Source organism: Corynebacterium sp. SA-MJD20WY100 (assembly GCF_039822565.1).
In the GTDB taxonomy this organism is placed as follows: Bacteria; Actinomycetota; Actinomycetes; order Mycobacteriales; family Mycobacteriaceae; genus Corynebacterium; species Corynebacterium phoceense_A.
Genome location: NZ_JBCJKS010000012.1, coordinates 1 through 16,508, shown reverse-complemented (window position 1 = coordinate 16,508; position 16,508 = coordinate 1). Strand labels below are relative to the sequence as shown.

The window sequence follows — 16,508 nt, the reverse complement described above, 5'->3', positions numbered from 1 at the left end:
ACTGCTATCAAAAAGACATCCATGCTAAGGGAGGACGTCATGAAAGCAGCTCGTTTCTATGACCGCGGGGACATCCGCATCGAAGACATCCCAGAACCCACCGCCGCGCCCGGTGAAGCACTGATCAAGGCTGCCTGGTGCGGCATTTGTGGAACTGACCCTCATGAGCGCCTCGATGGCCCAATCTTCTGCCCGCCGCGGGGACACCCCCAGCCCGCCTCTGGCGAGGAATCTCCCGTCCCTCTCGGCCACGAGTTCTTCGGTGTGGTGGAGGCACTCTGCGTGGGCGTCGACGCCCTGGCTGTGGGCGACCACGTGGTGCTCGAACCCTACATCATCTCCGAGGAGGTTGATACCACGCCGGGCAACAAGAGCTACCATCTAGCCAAGGACATGAACTTCATCGGCTTAGCTGGCCGCGGGCGGTGGACTGGCAGAATAGACCGCCGTCAAGCGGCGGTGGATCCACAACATCTCTCCGGACATGCCACTCGATGAAGCCGCACTCATCGAGCCACTATCGGTCGCCGTACATGCTGTCAAGCGCGCCGGCGAGATCAAGCCGCGCGACGTTGCCGTCGTGGGCGGTGCCGGCCCCATCGGCCTGCTCACTGGTGCGGTGTTGCACGCCACGGCAGCCACCGTCACCACCAGCGAGCTGTCCCAATTACGCCGCCAAAAGCTCTAGATGCCGGCTCCGCCGACTACGCCTTCGGCCCCAAGGAGGTCGACGTCGTCGAGGAGGTTCGCAAACTCACCGCTGGAAAGGGTGCTGACTACGACTTCGAGTGAACCGCCGTCCAGCCCGTGCTCGATATGTTGTTCGAGGCTCTTCGCCCGCAGGCTGCCCTGGTCATCGTGCCCATCTGGGGCAAGAAGGCTGAGGTCGACATGCAGAAGATCGTACTCAAGGAGCTCGACGTTCGCGGCACCATCAGCTACGTGAGTAACCACCCTGAGGCCATCGAACTTGTAGAGTCCGGCAAGCTCGACCTCACGCCGTTTATCACGGGCAAGATCCACGTCGACAACCTCATCAACGAGGGCTTCAACACCCTCATTCACCGCAATGAAGCCGCCGTAGAGATCCTCGTCACCACCGACGAGACCGCCCTGCACAAGTAGCGTTGGCCCTGCGAGGGTGCGCCACAAAGGCGGATACCTGGTGCCGTGGATTAAAGGCGGGGAACCAACGTGAATAGCAGGTTGATGTTGTGCGAATACCACAACAGGAAGAAACCCGTTCTCCTGGCAGAGAGAACGGGCAATCCAGCATGCCTGGATGCGGAAAAGGCATCGGCAAGCTGGGCATAAAGAAACGCCCCACCCGATGGTGAGGCGTTATCTTCCGCTAATTACTTCGCGGCAGCGGTGGTGGAACCACCGGCAGCCTCGATCTTCTCCACTGCGGACTTGGAGAACTTGTCAGCGGTGACGTTCAGCTTGACGCTGAGCTCACCGTTGCCCAGAACCTTGACCGGCTGGTTCTTGCGAACCAGGCCAGCTGCGACGATGTCAGCCTTCGTGACGTCGCCACCGTTCGGGAACGCCTTGGCCAGGTCGGCAACGTTGACAACCTGGTACTCGACGTGGTTCGGATTCTTGAAGCCCTTGAGCTTCGGCAGCCGCATGTGGATCGGCATCTGGCCACCCTCGAAAGCGGCCGAAACCTGCTTACGAGCCTTGGTGCCCTTGGTACCGCGACCAGCGGTCTTACCCTTGGATGCCTCACCGCGGCCAACGCGGGTCTTCGGCTTGTTAGCGCCCTTGGTCGGGCGCAGGTCGTGGAGCTTGATGATGTCAGCCATGGTTTACTCCCCTGCCACTTCTTCGACGGTGACCAGGTGGCGAACCTTCTGAACCATGCCGCGGATGATCGGGGTGTCCTGCTTAACAACGGACTGACCGATGCGCTTGAGGCCGAGAGCCTCCATGTTCGCGCGGTGGTTCGGCTTGGTGCCCACCAGGCCCTTTACCTGAGTAATCTTCAGAGCCATTGTTTATGCCTCCTGACCTGCGCGCTTGCGCAGCATACGGGCCGGGGTGACCTCTTCGACGGTCTTGCCACGACGGGCAGCGACCTCTTCGGGGCGGACCAGCTGCTTGAGGCCGTCCACGGTAGCGCGGACGACGTTGAGGGCGTTGTCGGAACCCAGGGACTTCGCGAGGATGTCCTGGACACCGGCGCACTCGAGCACCGGGCGGGCAGCGCCGCCAGCGATGACACCAGTACCGGGGGCAGCCGGCTTCATCATGACGATGCCGGCGGCGTCGCGACCCTCAACCGGGTGGGTGATGGTGCCGGCGATCATCGGGACGCGGAAGAAGTTCTTGCGAGCCTCTTCGGCACCCTTCTGGATGGCGGCCGGAACTTCCTTGGCCTTGCCGTAGCCGACGCCGACCATGCCCTGGCCGTCGCCCACGACCACGAGGGCGGTGAACGACATGTTGCGGCCACCCTTGACGGTCTTGGAGACGCGGTTGATGGTCACAACGCGCTCGATGTACTTGTCGCGCTCAGCATCCTGCTGGTTGCGACGGTCGTTGCGGCGGTCGTTACGACGTCCGCCGTTCTTGCGGTCGTTGTTACGACCGTTGTTCTCGGCGGAGCGTCCGCCGTCACGCTGTTCACGGTCCGACATTAGGCGTTCCTTCCGTTGATGTTTCCGTTTGCGTTGATCATTAGAACTTCAGACCACCTTCACGTGCGGCGTCTGCCAGAGCGGCAACGCGACCGTGGTACTGGTAGCCCGAGCGGTCGAAGACGACCTTCTCGATGCCAGCAGCCTTGGCGCGCTCAGCAACGAGCTCGCCAACCTTAGCGGCCTTGGCCTTCTTGTCACCATCGATGGCGCGCACGTCGGCTTCCATGGTGGAAGCAGCGACGAGCGTGTGGCCAGCGAGGTCGTCGATGACCTGCACGTGCATGTGGCGCGACGTGCGGTGCACGACCAGGCGCGGAGCCTCAGCGGTGCCGCGCAGGGTCTTACGGATGCGGAAGTGGCGGCGAGCACGGGCTTCACGACGACGCGTGGAGATGTCCTTGCCGACCGGGGTGCGCTTGGAATTCTCAGTGTTTGCCATTGCTTACTTACCCGTCTTTCCGACCTTGCGGCGGATCTGCTCGCCGTCGTAACGAATACCCTTGCCCTTGTAAGGATCGTCCTTACGCAGACGGCGGATGTTCGCGGCGATCTGTCCGACCAGCTGCTTGTCAATACCAGAAACCGACAGCTTGGTAGCGCCGTCGACTGCGAAGGTGATTCCCTCCGGTGCCTTGATGAGGATCGGGTGGGAGTAACCCAGCGAGAACTCGAGGTCCTTGCCCTTGAGTGCAACACGGTAACCAACACCGAAGATTTCCATCTTGATGGTGTAGCCCTCAGTAACGCCAACGACGGCGTTGTTGAGCAGGGAGCGAGTCAGGCCGTGCAGAGCGCGGTGCTTGCGCTCGTCGTCCGGACGAACGGCCTTGAGCTCGCCGTCTTCGACGACAGCAGTGATCGGCTCCGGCATGGCGACGTGCAGCGTGCCCTTGGAACCTTTGATCTCTACATCCTGGCCGTTGATGTTGATGTCAACGCCGGACGGGACGGTGATTGGTGCGAGACCGATACGAGACATGTGTCAATCCTCCCTTACCAGACGTAGGCGAGAACTTCTCCGCCTACGCCCTTCTCCTGAGCCTCACGGTCGGTGAGCAGACCCTGGGACGTGGAGATGATAGCCACGCCCAGGCCGCCCAGGACCTTCGGCAGATTGGTGGACTTTGCGTACACACGCAGGCCCGGCTTCGACACGCGACGCAGGCCCGACAGGGAGCGCTCACGGTTGTTGTACTTCAGCTCGAGCGAGAGCTCGCGGCCCTCGACGGTGTAATCAGCGATGTAGCCTTCCTTCTTCAGGATCTCGGCGATGTTGGCCTTAATCTTGGAGGTCGGCATCGACACGGTGTCGTGGTGCGCGTGGTTTGCGTTGCGCACGCGCGACAGCATGTCGGCGATAGGATCAGTCATGGTCATGGTTAAGTGACCGTTACCTTTCTCGTTGCGGTTCCCGCGTAAGTGCGCATCGCGTTAACGCGACGCCACCCCGCGCCCTCAATAAAAAGGACGTGCGTTGTCCGTGTGATTTCGGGCCACTTATCGCCCCGGACGGTCAATACCGCCGGCGCTCGCTGCCCTTTGATGCATACACGGTCCGCCACGGCGGGGCGGTGGGCCTACAACAAAGTTGAAATGAAATTCTTGAATTTTGGTATCCCATAACGCCGTGAGCTGCACAAACAGCACCCGGGCATGAGTCCAAGGTTCTAGGTTACACGGCGACCTGGGTTTTTCCAAAATTTCCGCTGCTAGTCGCTAGACTGTGACCATGACCTCCATCGCAACTGTCTCCCGTGCCAATCCTGTGGCCAACCGCTTCGATAACCCGCGCATCGGCAACCGCGTCACCGCCGCAGCCGGCGTGGGCGGCGTGTACCACGCCATGGAGAAGGCCATCCCTAACCGCGCGCTCGTGCCGCTGCTCAAAATGAACCAGCACGGCGGCATCGACTGCCCCGGCTGCGCCTGGCCGGAACCGGCGCAGGGCGATATCAACTTCGTCGAGTTCTGTGAGAACGGCGCGAAGGCCATCGCTCAGGAGACCACGCCCAAGCGCGTTACCCGCGAATTCTTCGCGAACACCACCGTGCAGCAGATGCGCGAGATGACGGACTACGAACTCGACCAGCTCGGCCGCCTCACTGAGCCCATGCTCTACGACCGCTCGCGCGGCGACGAGAAGTACCATCCGGTGAGCTGGGACGAGGCCTACGACCTCATCGCGGAGCAGCTCAAGGCGACGGATCCGGACCGCGCCATCTTCTACACCTCCGGCACGGCTGTCAACGAGTCCGCGTTTATCTTTGGCGTGCTGGGCCGCCGCCACGGCTCCAATAACCTGCCAGATTGCGCGAACCTCTGCCACGACTCCACGGGTGTGGCGCTCGCCAAGACCGTGGGCGTGGGCAAGGGCTCCATCGTCATGCAGGACATGTACAACACGGACCTCATCATCTCCGTGGGCCAGAACCCCGGCACGAACCACCCGCGTTCGCTTACTGCGTTTAAGAAGCAGAAGGAAAACGGCGGCAAGTTCATCACCATCAACCCGATGCCGGAAACGGGCCTCATGAAGTTCAAGGAGCCCCAGTCTGTCAAGGGTGCCCTGGGCATCGCGGACAAGATCAGCGACGAATACGTGCAGGTCCGCCTCGACGGCGACCGCGCGCTGTTCCAGCAGATCAACCGCGAGGTGATCCGCCGCGACCTGCTTGACCGCAAGTTCCTCAATGAGTTCTGCTCCAACGTCGACGAGACCATCGCGCACCTTAACTCGCTTGACGATGCCGCCCTCGAGCGCGGCTCCGGAGTCTCCCAGCGCGAGGTGAAGAAGATCGTCGACTACGTTGAGGAGGCAGAGACCGTCGTCCTCGCGTGGACGCTGGGTGTTACGCAGCACCGCAATGCCGTGGCCACCATCCAGGAGATGATGAACTTCCTGCTGCTCACGGGTAACTACGGCAAGCCGGGCGCCGGCTCGGCCCCGTTCCGCGGCCACTCCAACGTCCAGGGCGACCGCACCATGGGTATCTCGGAGAAGATGCCGGAGTGGTTCCTCGCCAACATGGAAGAAGAATTCGGCTTCGACGTCCCGCGCAAGCACGGCGTCTCCTCCACCGGCGCGGGTATCCAGCTGCGCGATAAGAACGTGGACTTCTTCATGTCGCTGGGCGGCAACTACATCCGTGCGATGTCGGACACCACGGCGCTTGAGGACGGCATGACCGCCACCAAGCTCTCGGCTCATATGCTCACGAAGCTCAACGGCACGTGCGCGTGGCCGGGCGAGAAGTCGCTCATCCTGCCGGTCCGCTCCCGCACAGACGTGGACATCCAGGCCTCCGGCCCGCAGAAGGTCTCTGTCGAGGCATCGGACTCCAAGGTTTCCGCGTCCTTCCCCAAGCGCCGCGCCAACCGCGACCTGGACCTCCACTCCGAGGTGCAGATCATCTGCAACATCGGCGAGCGCGCCTTCGGCGACGCCTTCTGGCGCCCGATGATGGACAACTATGACGTCATCCGCGACCACATCGCGAACGTCATCCCTGGCTTCGAGAACTACAACGAGCGCTTGAAGCGCCCCGGCGGCTTTATGCTCCCGCACGCGGCCCGCGAGCGTATCTTCAATACCTCGGACGGCAAGGCGCAGCTCACCATCAACGAGACGGACACTATCGAGCTTGAAGGCGACCAGTTGCTACTTACCACCGTGCGCAGCCACGACCAGTACAACACCATCTCCTACGGTCTCGATGACCGCTACCGCGGTGTCCGCGGCGGCCGTCGCGTGATCTTCATCCGCAAGGAAGATCTCATCCAGCGCGGCCTCAAGGACGGCGACATCGTCGACGTCGTCTCCGAGTACGAGTCCGGCCGACGCGTCGCGCCGAACTTCCGTCTGGTCGAATACAACATCGCCAAGGATTGCGTGGGCGGCTACTTCCCGGAGCTCAATATCCTGGTGCCAGTCGAGCACATGGCCAAGGGCTCGGAGACCCCGGTCTCCAAGTCGCTCGTGGTCCACCTCGAGCCCACGGGCAAGAACGCCAACGATCTCTAAGCCCGCCGCCTGAAAGTCCCGCCCCGTGCGGGACTTTCGCGGTCTTGGGCAGGTCCACGACTACAGTTGAGTTCATGACTGAAGACAAGGATCCCATCCAGACCGCCCACGAATGGCTTGAGGAAGCCGCCACCACGCTCGGTCTCGACCCCAAGGACGCCACCGCGCTCATCCGCGAGCTCCTCGACCTTACAAAGAACGTCGCCCACAACCGTTCGCGTCCGGCCGCGCCGCTCACCGCCTTCGTCGTGGGCCTGGCCAGCAAGGACGTCGAGGAAGCCCGCGCCAATATCGCCAAACTCAACGAGGCCGTGCAGTAGTGGCGGGCCGCGTAACTTCCAACTTCGCGGTGACCAAAGTGCGGCTCAACGAGGACCGCACCGAGGTCATCCAAGTCGACACCCGCGCTGATTCCGTCGCCGGGGAGGAGCCGCTGGAAATTCGCGTCGACGGCCAGACACTCACCACCACCATGCGCACCCCGGGCCACGATATCGAGCTCGCCCACGGCTTCCTTTACTCCGAGGGACACATTCAGGCCGCCCGCGACATCGAGACCGCCAAGTACTGCGAGGGCGCCACGCGCGACGGCGTCAACACGTACAACCTGCTCGACGTCGAGATGCGCGACGACAACGTCATCTCGCTCAAAGACCTGCGTCTCACGCTCACCAACTCTGCGTGCGGCGTGTGCGGCACCTCGTCCATCGAGGAGCTCACCAAGAAGACCCGGTATCCCATCCCCCACATCCCGGTCGACCCGCTCGTTATCGCGCAGCTACCCGGTAAGCTACGCGAGGGCCAGAAGCAGTTCCGCAAGACCGGCGGCATCCACGCCGCGGGTGCCTTCACCCTAGACGGCGAACCCGTGGTCATTCGCGAGGACGTCGGCCGCCACAATGCTGCGGACAAGGTCATCGGCCACCTGCTTATGGAAGGCCGCCTGCCCGCGGACGATCTCATCCTCGTCATGAGCTCCCGCGCCAGCTTCGAGCTCGTCCAGAAGGCCGCCATGGCCGGCTTCGGCATGCTCGTCGCCGTCTCCGCCGCGTCCTCGCTCGCCGTGGAGACCGCGCGCGAGACCGGCATGGCCCTCGTCGGCTTCGCGCGCGGCGACCGCTTCAACCTCTACTCCGGGAAGCTGAAAAAATGAGTCTCATCGATTTCCTCGTCGACGTCGAGCTCGACACGCCGCGCCCGGACTACCGCGCCCTGCTCATCGCGGTCCGCGGCGCCCAGGCGCCCACCACCGACGCTGCCGCAGAGCCCTCGGCCTTCCAGCCCCACGTCGCCGCGTGGCGCACAGCCTGGCAGAGCTTCGGCCTCGACCCCGCGCTCTTTGAGCTCGGCGCCCAGCCTTCCGATGCCCCCTTGGTCACCCTCGGCACCACCGTCGCCCGCCGCTTCGAGCTGCCAGTCACGGTGTTCGCTCTCGACGGCTTCGAGGGGGCCGTGCGCGTCGACGTCGCCGCCGCGACCGTCCGCGACGCAGCCGGGACCGCCGCGCGTCGCTTCCGCCCCGAGCACCGCGTCGCACCGACGGCGGAGACGACGGACGCGCTCTTCCTCCTCGAGGCCCTCGACCCGCTCACGGACGACGATCTGCGGCTCGCGGGCGACGACATCCTCGACGCTCTGCGCGCCGCGAACCCCGACGTCGAGGTCGCGCAGCGTATCCTGCGCCCCGAGTAGCCCCTAGTCAGCCCTAGTGTGTCTCACGCACGTCAAGGAAGCCGCACACCAACGCATTGCGGCGGCGGGTGCCGGCCTCGAAGGTCGCCTCGTCGAAGTCTGACATGTCCGGGACACCCGCGACGAGCTCGATGATCGACCTGGGTGCTGTCTGGGGCGCCGCCGTGGCGGTTGGATTCGAAAGGGCCGGTCGCGTTGCGCACGGTGGTGTCGAGGTCCTTGGCGTCGATCACGCCCTAGTACACGAGCGAGATGGCCTCCCACATGACCACCTTCTGGATGCGGCCCGGGATTTCCTTCTTCAGCGCGCTGGGCTCAAAGCAAGGCTGCGTATAGACCTCGAGCACTGGCATGAGCGCCGGCGGCGTGAACGGGTGGCCGATAACGATCCGGCCCACGGCCGGGTTTGCCTCCGCCAACGTCGACGGCAGGATCGCCGTGTCTGTGAGCGATGCGAGCCGCGCAAAGTTGTCAGGTTTGAACTCGAGCTTCGCCGGGCCTGCCTCCTAGACGACGTCCACGCCGTCCGCGAGCTCCGCGCGCGCATCAGTCATGCGCACTTCCCATCCCGCGTCAACGAAGCGCCGCGCGAAAGGTCACAGTGGAGGCTAGTCCCGGTACGCCTCCGGCCCCTTATTGAGCCAGGCGTAGACGCCGCCGATGAGGAAGCCGCCGCCGATGACGTTGCCCACCCAGACGATGCCCCAGTTGGTGAGCACCGACGCGAGGCTGAAGTGCTCCGGCATGGACACCGCGTCGAAGAAGGTAAGGCAGACCAGGCAGAAGTTCGCGATGACGTGCTCGAGGCCCATGCCCACGAAGGCCGCGATGAGCGGGACGATGACGATGAACTTCGAGATAATCTCTTTGGCGAAGATGCCGCCCACAATGGACATGTTGACCACGAAGTTGGCGAGGATACCCTCGACGAGCAGGCCCATCGGGTCCTTGGCCAGTTTGCCTTCGGTGAGCGTCACGATGAGGTGGTCCACCGGCAGGTCGCCGAACTTCGCTGAGACGCCGAGCGCCGCCGCAAACAGTGCTGTGCCCACGAGGTTGAACACGGTGGTAACAAGGATGAGCCAGAAGGCCTTGCCCCACGAGACCTGTTTGTTCACGGCACCGTAGATCATGAACATCATGTTGCCGGTCGCGAGATCCGCGCCCAGGATGATGATGGCGAACAGGCCCAAGCCGAAGAGGAAGGCGAAGGTCACGCTGCCCAGGCCCGGGAAATGGCCCTCCACTGCCTGCCCCACAACACCCGCAAACGCGGTACCGATGAGCAGGTACACACCCGCGAGGATGGAACGCACAATGAACCGGAACGGCGATTCATCGAGCAGGATGGTCTTTTTATTTACCGCAGCGGCGACGGAGTCGTTAAGCGACATTTCAGTCCTTGAGATCTAGAAGATAAGACCCATCTATTTTACCCCCTAGACATGCCAAAACCCCAGCCTACGGTGCCGGAAAGGGGGCATCGGAAAGCTGGGGTGGGTAAGCGAAGCTTACTTGAACGGGAAGCCGAGCTCCTTGAGCAGGCGGCGGCCTTCCTCGTCCGTGGTGGCGGTGGTGACAACGGTGATGTCCATGCCGCGCGGGCGGTCAATGGAGTCGATGTCGATCTCGTAGAACATGGACTGCTCGGAGAGACCGAAGGTGTAGTTGCCACGGCCGTCGAACTGACGGTCAGACAGACCACGGAAGTCGCGAATACGCGGCAGCGCGATGGTCAGCAGGCGGTCCAGGAACTCCCACATGCGGTCGCCACGAAGGGTGACGCGGGCGCCGATGGGCATGCCCTCACGCAGCTTGAAGTTTGCGATGGACTTGCGTGCGCGGCGAACCTGCGGCTTCTGACCGGTGATCTTGGTCAGGTCCTCGAGAGCGCCGTTGATCAGCTTGGAGTCGCGAGCAGCGTCGCCGACACCCATGTTGACGACGACCTTGACGACGCCCGGGATCTGCATGACGTTGTCGTACTTGAACTCCTCGTTGAGGGTGTTCTTGATTTCCTCGCGGTAGCGAGTCTTCAGACGCGGGGTGTAGTTCTCGCTCATGATTAGATGTCCTTCCCGTTGCTACGCGCGATACGGACCTTCTTGCCGTTCTCGTCGAAGCGGTAACCGACACGGGTCGGGTTACCCTCCGAGTCAACGATGGCAACGTTGGACACGTGGATCGGAGCTTCCTGCGTGACGACGCCGCCGGACTGTGCGCCGCGCTCGTCGGCAGAGTTGGCAACGTGCTTCTTGATGCGGTTGACGCCCTCAACAAGGACGCGCTCGCGGGCCGGGTAGGCCTCGATGACCTTGCCCTGGGCGCCCTTATCCGGACCGGAAATAACGACAACCATGTCGCCCTTATGGATCTTCATAAGTTAGATCACCTCCGGTGCGAGAGAAACAATCTTCATGAACTTCTTGTCACGCAGCTCACGAGCAACCGGGCCGAAGATGCGGGTACCGCGGGGCTCGGAGTCGTTCTTGAGCAGAACGGCAGCATTCTCGTCGAAGCGGATGTAGGAGCCGTCCGGACGACGGGTCTCCTTCTTTGCACGGACGATGACGGCCTTGACGACCTCACCCTCCTTGACGTTGCCACCGGGGGCAGCGTCCTTGACAGTCGCGACAACAACGTCGCCAATGCCAGCGAAGCGTCGCACGGAGCCGCCGAGAACGCGGATGACGAGAATCTCTCGTGCACCGGAGTTGTCGGCGACGCGCAGACGCGATTCTTGCTGAATCACTATGGGTCTCCTTGACCTGGATTAATGTGCGCCAAGATTTCCGTCCTTGACACACGCGGTCTATGTACATGCGGCTTGCGACTCTACAACGAACCTGCGCGGCGGAGCCGTGCTGTCGAGGGGTCTCGGGGCTGGCAGTTCGGAAATCAACCGCCGGTACCGACCGGCCACAAGCAACCTGAATATTCAACCATATCCACCCCACCTGGGCCAAATCTCCCGTTTATGTGTGCGAGCTGCAACAATGGAGCGCGTGACTGACACATCTCTTTCCGGTCTAGACCGGCTGCGCGCCGACCCGCTGCGCCGCCTCGGCCTGCGCGAAGCCTTGGACGACACGGGCGTGCACCGCACCTCCCTGCCGCCGCTCGACGCGGCAGGCCGCGCCCAGGCCAACAAGGGCCTGCGCTCCTACGCCGCGGCCGCCTGCCTGCACAGCCCTCGAAGCCTTGGGGCATCCTCACCTTCATCCAGTGGCTCGCACTCCTCGCTGCCCTTGTGGGCGTGCTGTGGTACCTCGCCGCGGCCTTCATCCCCGGCGCACTCACGCCGCTTTTCGGCGCAGACCTCACCCCGGAAATCGAGGGCTGGCCGTACCCCACGCTGCTCATTCTGGGCGGCCTCCTCCTTGGCATCGTGCTGGGACTCATCTCGGCAGCCTTCGGCGGCGTCATCGGCGCCGGCGTCAAGGCCCGCACCCGGCGCGCCCTGCGCAAGGAAATCGCCGCAACCTCGCAGGAGCTCATCGTCGGACCGCTCACTGCACTGCGCTCGAGCTACGGCGTATTCCTCGACGACATCCACGCCGCCGCGCGCTAAACCCCCACACGCAAACCGGTTGCCTTGAAGGATTTCACGACAACGAAGGGCCTCAAACTACCGGATTTCGGTTCCTTGATTGTCGCGAAAAGCAGCAACGCCGCCCAGCGCATGCTGGACGGCGAGGAAGCTAGCCTGGGTTAGGCGGGGGCATCGGCAGGCTCGGGTTTCGGGTCAACCGTAGCGAGCGGGTCACCGAAGTCGATGGTCTCGCCCGCCCTGTAGGCAGGGAGCACCGGGCCGGTCTTCTTCGAGTTGGACACGACGACCGGAGTGGTCACCGGGTAGCCGGCGGCCTTGATGGCCTCGATGTCGAACTCGCACAGGACGTCGCCGGCCTTGACCTCGTCGCCCTTCTCCACGTGCGGGGTGAAGTGCTCGCCCTTGAGGTTCACAGTGTCGAAACCGATGTGCATGAGGATGTCCACGTTCTTGCCCGCGGCGTCCTTGCCGCGCACAGCGTAGGCGTGACCAGAGGGGAACGTGACGGTCACCTTGCCGTCGATGGGCGCGACGAGCTTGCCCACGGTCGGCTCCACGGCGGCACCGGCGCCGAGCTTGCCCGCGGCAAACATCGGGTCAGACACGGAAGACAGCGCGATGGCTGTGCCGGACAGCGGCGAGGCGATGCGGAAAGCGTTCGGATCGGCGACAGCCGACGGGGCAGCACCGTCGGCGGCAGCGGCCGGGACGTCGGTCGCGTCAGGATCAATGGTGCCATTGCGGGAGATAAGCACGCGGCCATACGCAAAGGTTGCGCCAAAGGACACCACGAGGGAAAGCACGCAGCACAGCAGGAACTGGCCGTAGTCCTCCGGACGGATGGACACGACGCCGATGAAGCCTGCGGCACCGAGCGCGGTGGCCTTGACGTCGAGGATGGCGATCATCATGGAGGCAATAGCGGAAGCCCCCATGCCGATGTAGAACGGCCAGCGCAGGCGCAGGTTCACACCGAAGATAGCGGGCTCAGTAATACCGAAGAGGGCGGAGATACCGGAGGCACCGGCCAGGCCCTTCATCTTGTCAGACTTGGTCAGGAAGTAGATGGCCAGAGCTGCGCCACCCATGGCGATATTGGCCATGGACGCCGTCGGGAAGACGAAGGAACCGCCCTCGTTCCACAGCATCGTCTCGATCGGCGGGAAGGACTGGTGCAGACCCGTGATCACGATCGGCGAGTAGACGAGACCGAAGAGGAAGCCGGCCACAGGACCCGCGAACTCGTAGAGGTTCGCCAAGCCCAGGCCCAGCCAGTCGCCCGCGGTACGCAGGAACGGGCCGATGAGCACAAACGTAATGAAGCCCGTGACCAACAGCGTGAGCAGCGGGGTGAGCATGAAGTCCACGGTGCCCTTGAGGCGCTTGTGGAGCCACTTCTCGATGGTCGCGAGGATCCAGGAAATAACGAGCGTCGGGAGAATGGAACCCTGGTAGCCGGCCTGCGCGACGTCGAGGCCGAAGATGTGCCAGTACGGCATCTCACCGGCCTCGATGGTCGCAGCCACGTTGTACCCGTTGACGAGGTCCGGCATCACCATGGCCATCGCCATACCCGCGCCGAGGAACTCGTTGCCGCCAAAGCGCTTCGTTGCGGTAAAGCCCACGAGGACGGGCAGGAACGCAAACGGCGCAGATGCCAGCAGATTAATAAGGCCAGCGACGTCTGCGAGCGCCGGGTACATCTCGATGACGGACTGATCACCGAACAAACCGGCCTGGGACAGGACGTTGTTCAGGGCCATCAACAGACCGCCACCCAGCAGGATCGGGATGAGCGGCACGAAGATATCGGCCAGCACCTTCACGGCACGCGAGAAGCGGTTGCCCGAGCCCGCCGCGATGTCCTTGAGGTTATCCGTCGACACGGCGATGTCCTTGGACGTCGCCTTGTTGATTTCGTCGAACACGACGTTGACGTCGCCCGGGCCGACGATGACCTGGAGCATGCCGCCAGCCTCGAAGATGCCCTTGAGGTCAGGGTCGTTGTCGAGGGCTTGCTTGTCGATTTTCTTCTCGTCTTTGATGACGGTGCGCAGGCGGGTGGCGCAGTGCGCCATCGCCACGATATTGTCCTCGCCGCCCAGCGCGGTGAGGATGCGCGCGGCTACTTCTTTATGGTCCATGGAGCTTCCTTACTTCTTGACCATGTCTAATGTGAGACAAAGCAAAAGCTTTCTTATCTATTAGACCTGACACTCCGGACATAAATCCAACTACTCGGGCGTGAGATTGACCTCTTTCACCTTGGAAATATCGTGCTTTATACGCGGCGCCAGCCGTCCCAGCCCGCACCGCCCGGCGCGAAGACGGGCACGGCGAAAGCCGCCTGACCGTCGCCGCCGAAGATTTCCACGGCGCAGCCGTCAGCGCTGAGGACGAGCTCGCCCGCGCCGCACTCGGCCGTGCGCGTGTCCCACTCCCCCGGCACGACCGCCGCGCTTGCCGATGCCGCCGCCTCCGGCGTCACCGACAGCGCCGCCGTCCCAGGCTCCGCGGCATCGCCCGCGAAGCGCGGGCGGGCGACGGTGAGCTGCGCGCCGTCCCAGTCGACGCGCAGGCACACCTCGCCCGCGGCGGTGAGCTCGTACGTGCCGAGCTCGCGGGTTGTCAACGAGCCCGGAATCTCCCACACAGGCTCCTGGTAAAGCGCGCCGTCGCGCAGCGTCACCTGGCGCGGGACGGTGAGCGTGTGGACCCAGCCCTCGGACTCGACGGTCGGCGTGGCGTCGCGGGCTGGCATTCCCATCCACCCGACGAGCACCGCGCCCTCGTCATACGCGATGAGCTGCGGCGCATAGAAATTGTGGCCGTGGTCAAGGATGCGGTAGCCCTCAGTCACCGTGAACGTCGTGCCCTCGAGGTGGCCCACGATGTAGCCGCACTCGTCGCGGCCTGGGAACTGCGGACACACCACAAGAACATGCGACGTGGCACCGGTGGCGGCATCGGAAAGCTCGAGGAGATTGGGACATTCCCACATGTAGGCATCTGGGACGTCGCCCACGAAGGTGACCTCGCCCTCGAAGTCCCAGTGCGCGAGGTCGGTGGAGCGGTACATGACGAGTGCACCGGTCTCATCCTCGCGCTGCGCGCCGAGGACCATGCGCCAGCGGCCGTCGGCCTCGCGGACAATCTGGGGGTCACGGAAGTGGCCGGTGAAGCCGGGTTCGGTATCGGGAATCACAGGGTTGTGGGGGTCGAGCTCGTAGAAGCCGCCCTCGGGGCCCAGGTCGGTAACGCGGACGCGGTTCTGGCTGGGAATGCGACGGCCGTCGACTTTGAGGTTGCCCGTGTAAAAGAGCCAGAGGTCGTCGCCGTCGCGCACGGCGCCGCCGGAGTAGCAGCCATGCGCGTCATAGGGATGATCGGGGTACAACACATTAGGAAAGTGGCGCGGGCGCTCCGGGCGCGTGAGGCTCACCACGGTGTGTGCCCAGCCTGTGCGCTTGGGTGCGAGGGGATAGCCGGGATCGTGCTGGTAGTAGAGGTGGAGGTCCTCGCCGTCGACGAACATGCCGTTCGGATCGTTGAGGCGGCCGGCGGGCGGGGATACATGAAAGTGGGGGCGGTAACTCATACGCCCCGATAGTATTGAATTTTATGAAGATTCACGTCTGCGGCGAGGGTCTCGTTGATCTCGTTCCCGTCGCGCCCGGTCCCCTGCACGACCTCACCCCGGCTCTGGGTGGCGGCCCGTTTAATGTTGCCATCGCGGCCGCGCGCCAAGGCGCCGACGTCGCGTTCCAGTCGCGCTTGTCCACGGACGGCTTTGGCAACGCGCTCGTGGCGCGCCTGCGCGACGAAGGCGTGGACACCACCTACGTCCAGCGCGGCGAGGAACCCACGACCCTTGCGGTGACGTCCCTGGCGGGCGATCGCTCCGCCTCCTACACCTTCTACCTTGAGGGCACCGCAGACCGCCTCGTCGAGCCGGTCTACGCCCCGGCGGATATCGCGTGCTTCGGCACGGTCTCCCTGGCGCTGGAGCCGGGCGCCTCGCGCTACGCGGAGCTGCTCAAGCAGTTCTCGCGCCGCGGCACCATGGTCGCGCTCGACCCGAATATCCGCCCATTCTACGCCACGGACGAACACCGTGCGTTCTTGAAGGACCTCTTCCCATTCGTCACGCTGCTCAAGCTCAGCGACGACGAGGTGAACTTCCTCGGCAAGGACGCGCTCAAGCACGTGCCCGTCGTCGTCACGACGCTGGGCAGCGACGGCCTTTCAGTGAAGACCTCGCGCGCCGAGGTCCAGGTCCCGCCGGTACGCACCAATGTTGCGGACACCATCGGCGCGGGCGATACCATCATGGGTACGCTCCTGGCCGAGATCACCCGTCGCGAGCTGCGCGCCCCGGACCTTCAGGAACTCACAGTCGCCGAGTGGCGCGACATCCTGACGTTTGCCGCAGGCGCAGCCTCCGTGACTGTCTCGCGCCGCGGTGCCAACCCGCCCACGCGCGCGGAGGTGCAGCAGAAGATCGCCGCCGCGCGTTAGACGGCTCTTCCGGTTTTAGAGTGCATTGATTAGTTCGCCGGGGGTTCGGGCGTGGCACAAGATATTGGGGTCCTTGGCT

18 protein-coding genes and 2 pseudogenes are annotated in these 16,508 nt (G+C 63.7%); 7 read left to right on the top strand and 13 right to left on the bottom strand.

The window, feature by feature from the left end:
• Positions 1 to 39 precede the first annotated feature (39 nt).
• Positions 40 to 1,125 (top strand): annotated as a pseudogene (locus ABJ196_RS07765) (2,3-butanediol dehydrogenase).
• A 230-nt stretch (positions 1,126 to 1,355) separates the two neighbouring features.
• Here ABJ196_RS07765 and rplO read toward each other — a convergent pair.
• From rplO to rpsH, 6 genes are read right to left on the bottom strand one after another with little or no spacing between them, the layout of a single operon-like run.
• The gene (gene rplO / locus ABJ196_RS07760; RefSeq protein WP_066488981.1) at positions 1,356 to 1,808 is read right to left on the bottom strand and encodes a 50S ribosomal protein L15; all 453 of its coding nucleotides are present in this window, start codon (positions 1,806 to 1,808) and stop codon (positions 1,356 to 1,358) included.
• A gap of 3 nt (positions 1,809 to 1,811) precedes the next feature.
• A complete protein-coding gene (gene rpmD / locus ABJ196_RS07755) occupies positions 1,812 to 1,997 on the bottom strand; it encodes a 50S ribosomal protein L30 (protein ID WP_066488994.1) in 186 nt (61 codons plus the stop codon).
• Positions 1,998 to 2,000: 3 nt separating this feature from the next.
• Positions 2,001 to 2,642: a 30S ribosomal protein S5 gene (rpsE, locus tag ABJ196_RS07750; protein ID WP_347305944.1), complete on the bottom strand. Its 642-nt coding sequence runs from the start codon at positions 2,640 to 2,642 to the stop codon at positions 2,001 to 2,003.
• Between the two features lie 40 nt (positions 2,643 to 2,682).
• Entirely contained in the window at positions 2,683 to 3,084 is a 402-nt protein-coding gene (gene rplR / locus ABJ196_RS07745; protein WP_347305942.1) for a 50S ribosomal protein L18, read from the bottom strand.
• A gap of 3 nt (positions 3,085 to 3,087) precedes the next feature.
• Complete coding sequence (rplF, locus tag ABJ196_RS07740; protein ID WP_257072119.1) at positions 3,088 to 3,624, bottom strand: 50S ribosomal protein L6; 537 nt, start codon at positions 3,622 to 3,624, stop codon at positions 3,088 to 3,090.
• Between the two features lie 14 nt (positions 3,625 to 3,638).
• On the bottom strand, positions 3,639 to 4,022 hold the full coding sequence (gene rpsH / locus ABJ196_RS07735) for a 30S ribosomal protein S8 (RefSeq protein ID WP_257035901.1): 384 nt from the start codon (positions 4,020 to 4,022) through the stop codon (positions 3,639 to 3,641).
• Between the two features lie 352 nt (positions 4,023 to 4,374).
• On the opposite strand from rpsH, the gene ABJ196_RS07730 reads away from it, so the two are divergent.
• From ABJ196_RS07730 to ABJ196_RS07715, 4 genes are all read left to right on the top strand, one after another.
• Entirely contained in the window at positions 4,375 to 6,666 is a 2,292-nt protein-coding gene (locus ABJ196_RS07730) for an FdhF/YdeP family oxidoreductase (protein ID WP_347305939.1), read from the top strand.
• A 74-nt stretch (positions 6,667 to 6,740) separates the two neighbouring features.
• Positions 6,741 to 6,986: a DUF6457 domain-containing protein gene (locus ABJ196_RS07725; RefSeq protein ID WP_347305937.1), complete on the top strand. Its 246-nt coding sequence runs from the start codon at positions 6,741 to 6,743 to the stop codon at positions 6,984 to 6,986.
• The gene (gene fdhD / locus ABJ196_RS07720; RefSeq protein ID WP_347305935.1) at positions 6,986 to 7,819 is read left to right on the top strand and encodes a formate dehydrogenase accessory sulfurtransferase FdhD; all 834 of its coding nucleotides are present in this window, start codon (positions 6,986 to 6,988) and stop codon (positions 7,817 to 7,819) included. Before ABJ196_RS07725 ends, fdhD begins: the two co-directional genes overlap by 1 nt.
• Positions 7,816 to 8,358: a hypothetical protein gene (locus ABJ196_RS07715; RefSeq protein WP_347305933.1), complete on the top strand. Its 543-nt coding sequence runs from the start codon at positions 7,816 to 7,818 to the stop codon at positions 8,356 to 8,358. The genes fdhD and ABJ196_RS07715 overlap by 4 nt, the downstream gene beginning before the upstream one ends.
• A 236-nt stretch (positions 8,359 to 8,594) precedes the next feature.
• Here ABJ196_RS07715 and ABJ196_RS07710 read toward each other — a convergent pair.
• From ABJ196_RS07710 to rplN, 5 genes and pseudogenes are all read right to left on the bottom strand, one after another.
• A pseudogene (locus tag ABJ196_RS07710) lies at positions 8,595 to 8,804 on the bottom strand (hydroxylacyl-CoA dehydrogenase); the annotation flags it as partial.
• Positions 8,805 to 8,966: 162 nt separating this feature from the next.
• The gene (locus ABJ196_RS07705; RefSeq protein ID WP_347305931.1) at positions 8,967 to 9,752 is read right to left on the bottom strand and encodes a formate/nitrite transporter family protein; all 786 of its coding nucleotides are present in this window, start codon (positions 9,750 to 9,752) and stop codon (positions 8,967 to 8,969) included.
• Between the two features lie 117 nt (positions 9,753 to 9,869).
• A complete protein-coding gene (gene rplE, locus ABJ196_RS07700) occupies positions 9,870 to 10,421 on the bottom strand; it encodes a 50S ribosomal protein L5 (protein ID WP_257035908.1) in 552 nt (183 codons plus the stop codon).
• Between the two features lie 2 nt (positions 10,422 to 10,423).
• Complete coding sequence (gene rplX, locus ABJ196_RS07695; RefSeq protein ID WP_066489030.1) at positions 10,424 to 10,738, bottom strand: 50S ribosomal protein L24; 315 nt, start codon at positions 10,736 to 10,738, stop codon at positions 10,424 to 10,426.
• A gap of 3 nt (positions 10,739 to 10,741) precedes the next feature.
• Positions 10,742 to 11,110 (bottom strand): 50S ribosomal protein L14, encoded by a 369-nt coding sequence (gene rplN / locus ABJ196_RS07690; protein ID WP_257035909.1) that lies wholly within the window; start codon positions 11,108 to 11,110, stop codon positions 10,742 to 10,744.
• A 504-nt stretch (positions 11,111 to 11,614) separates the two neighbouring features.
• Here rplN and ABJ196_RS07685 point away from each other — a divergent pair.
• Complete coding sequence (locus tag ABJ196_RS07685; RefSeq protein WP_347305928.1) at positions 11,615 to 11,929, top strand: hypothetical protein; 315 nt, start codon at positions 11,615 to 11,617, stop codon at positions 11,927 to 11,929.
• A gap of 140 nt (positions 11,930 to 12,069) precedes the next feature.
• Here the strand turns inward: ABJ196_RS07685 and ABJ196_RS07680 are convergent, their stop codons facing one another.
• Together ABJ196_RS07680 and ABJ196_RS07675 are read right to left on the bottom strand one after the other, a co-directional pair.
• Positions 12,070 to 14,055 carry a sucrose-specific PTS transporter subunit IIBC gene (locus ABJ196_RS07680; protein WP_347305926.1) on the bottom strand — a complete coding sequence of 662 codons (1,986 nt, stop codon included), beginning with the start codon at positions 14,053 to 14,055 and terminating at the stop codon, positions 12,070 to 12,072.
• Between the two features lie 137 nt (positions 14,056 to 14,192).
• On the bottom strand, positions 14,193 to 15,509 hold the full coding sequence (locus ABJ196_RS07675; RefSeq protein ID WP_347305924.1) for a glycoside hydrolase family 32 protein: 1,317 nt from the start codon (positions 15,507 to 15,509) through the stop codon (positions 14,193 to 14,195).
• 23 nt (positions 15,510 to 15,532) lie between these two features.
• Here ABJ196_RS07675 and ABJ196_RS07670 point away from each other — a divergent pair, with 23 nt between their 5' ends.
• Positions 15,533 to 16,429: a carbohydrate kinase gene (locus ABJ196_RS07670; RefSeq protein WP_347305922.1), complete on the top strand. Its 897-nt coding sequence runs from the start codon at positions 15,533 to 15,535 to the stop codon at positions 16,427 to 16,429.
• Positions 16,430 to 16,508 lie beyond the last annotated feature (79 nt).

Bases quoted from the DNA above. Each gene is read 5' to 3' on its own strand.
- ABJ196_RS07675 (WP_347305924.1), bottom strand. From the start codon at position 15,509: ATGAGTTACCGCCCCCACTTTCATGTATCCCCGCCCGCCGGCCGCCTC.
- ABJ196_RS07670 (WP_347305922.1), top strand. From the start codon at position 15,533: ATGAAGATTCACGTCTGCGGCGAGGGTCTCGTTGATCTCGTTCCCGTC.
- rplX (WP_066489030.1), bottom strand. From the start codon at position 10,738: ATGAAGATCCATAAGGGCGACATGGTTGTCGTTATTTCCGGTCCGGAT.
- rplF (WP_257072119.1), bottom strand. From the start codon at position 3,624: ATGTCTCGTATCGGTCTCGCACCAATCACCGTCCCGTCCGGCGTTGAC.
- rplR (WP_347305942.1), bottom strand. From the start codon at position 3,084: ATGGCAAACACTGAGAATTCCAAGCGCACCCCGGTCGGCAAGGACATC.
- rplO (WP_066488981.1), bottom strand. From the start codon at position 1,808: ATGGCTGACATCATCAAGCTCCACGACCTGCGCCCGACCAAGGGCGCT.
- ABJ196_RS07715 (WP_347305933.1), top strand. From the start codon at position 7,816: ATGAGTCTCATCGATTTCCTCGTCGACGTCGAGCTCGACACGCCGCGC.
- ABJ196_RS07680 (WP_347305926.1), bottom strand. From the start codon at position 14,055: ATGGACCATAAAGAAGTAGCCGCGCGCATCCTCACCGCGCTGGGCGGC.
- ABJ196_RS07705 (WP_347305931.1), bottom strand. From the start codon at position 9,752: ATGTCGCTTAACGACTCCGTCGCCGCTGCGGTAAATAAAAAGACCATC.
- rpsE (WP_347305944.1), bottom strand. From the start codon at position 2,642: ATGTCGGACCGTGAACAGCGTGACGGCGGACGCTCCGCCGAGAACAAC.
- rplE (WP_257035908.1), bottom strand. From the start codon at position 10,421: ATGAGCGAGAACTACACCCCGCGTCTGAAGACTCGCTACCGCGAGGAA.
- ABJ196_RS07725 (WP_347305937.1), top strand. From the start codon at position 6,741: ATGACTGAAGACAAGGATCCCATCCAGACCGCCCACGAATGGCTTGAG.
- rpsH (WP_257035901.1), bottom strand. From the start codon at position 4,022: ATGACCATGACTGATCCTATCGCCGACATGCTGTCGCGCGTGCGCAAC.
- ABJ196_RS07730 (WP_347305939.1), top strand. From the start codon at position 4,375: ATGACCTCCATCGCAACTGTCTCCCGTGCCAATCCTGTGGCCAACCGC.
- rpmD (WP_066488994.1), bottom strand. From the start codon at position 1,997: ATGGCTCTGAAGATTACTCAGGTAAAGGGCCTGGTGGGCACCAAGCCG.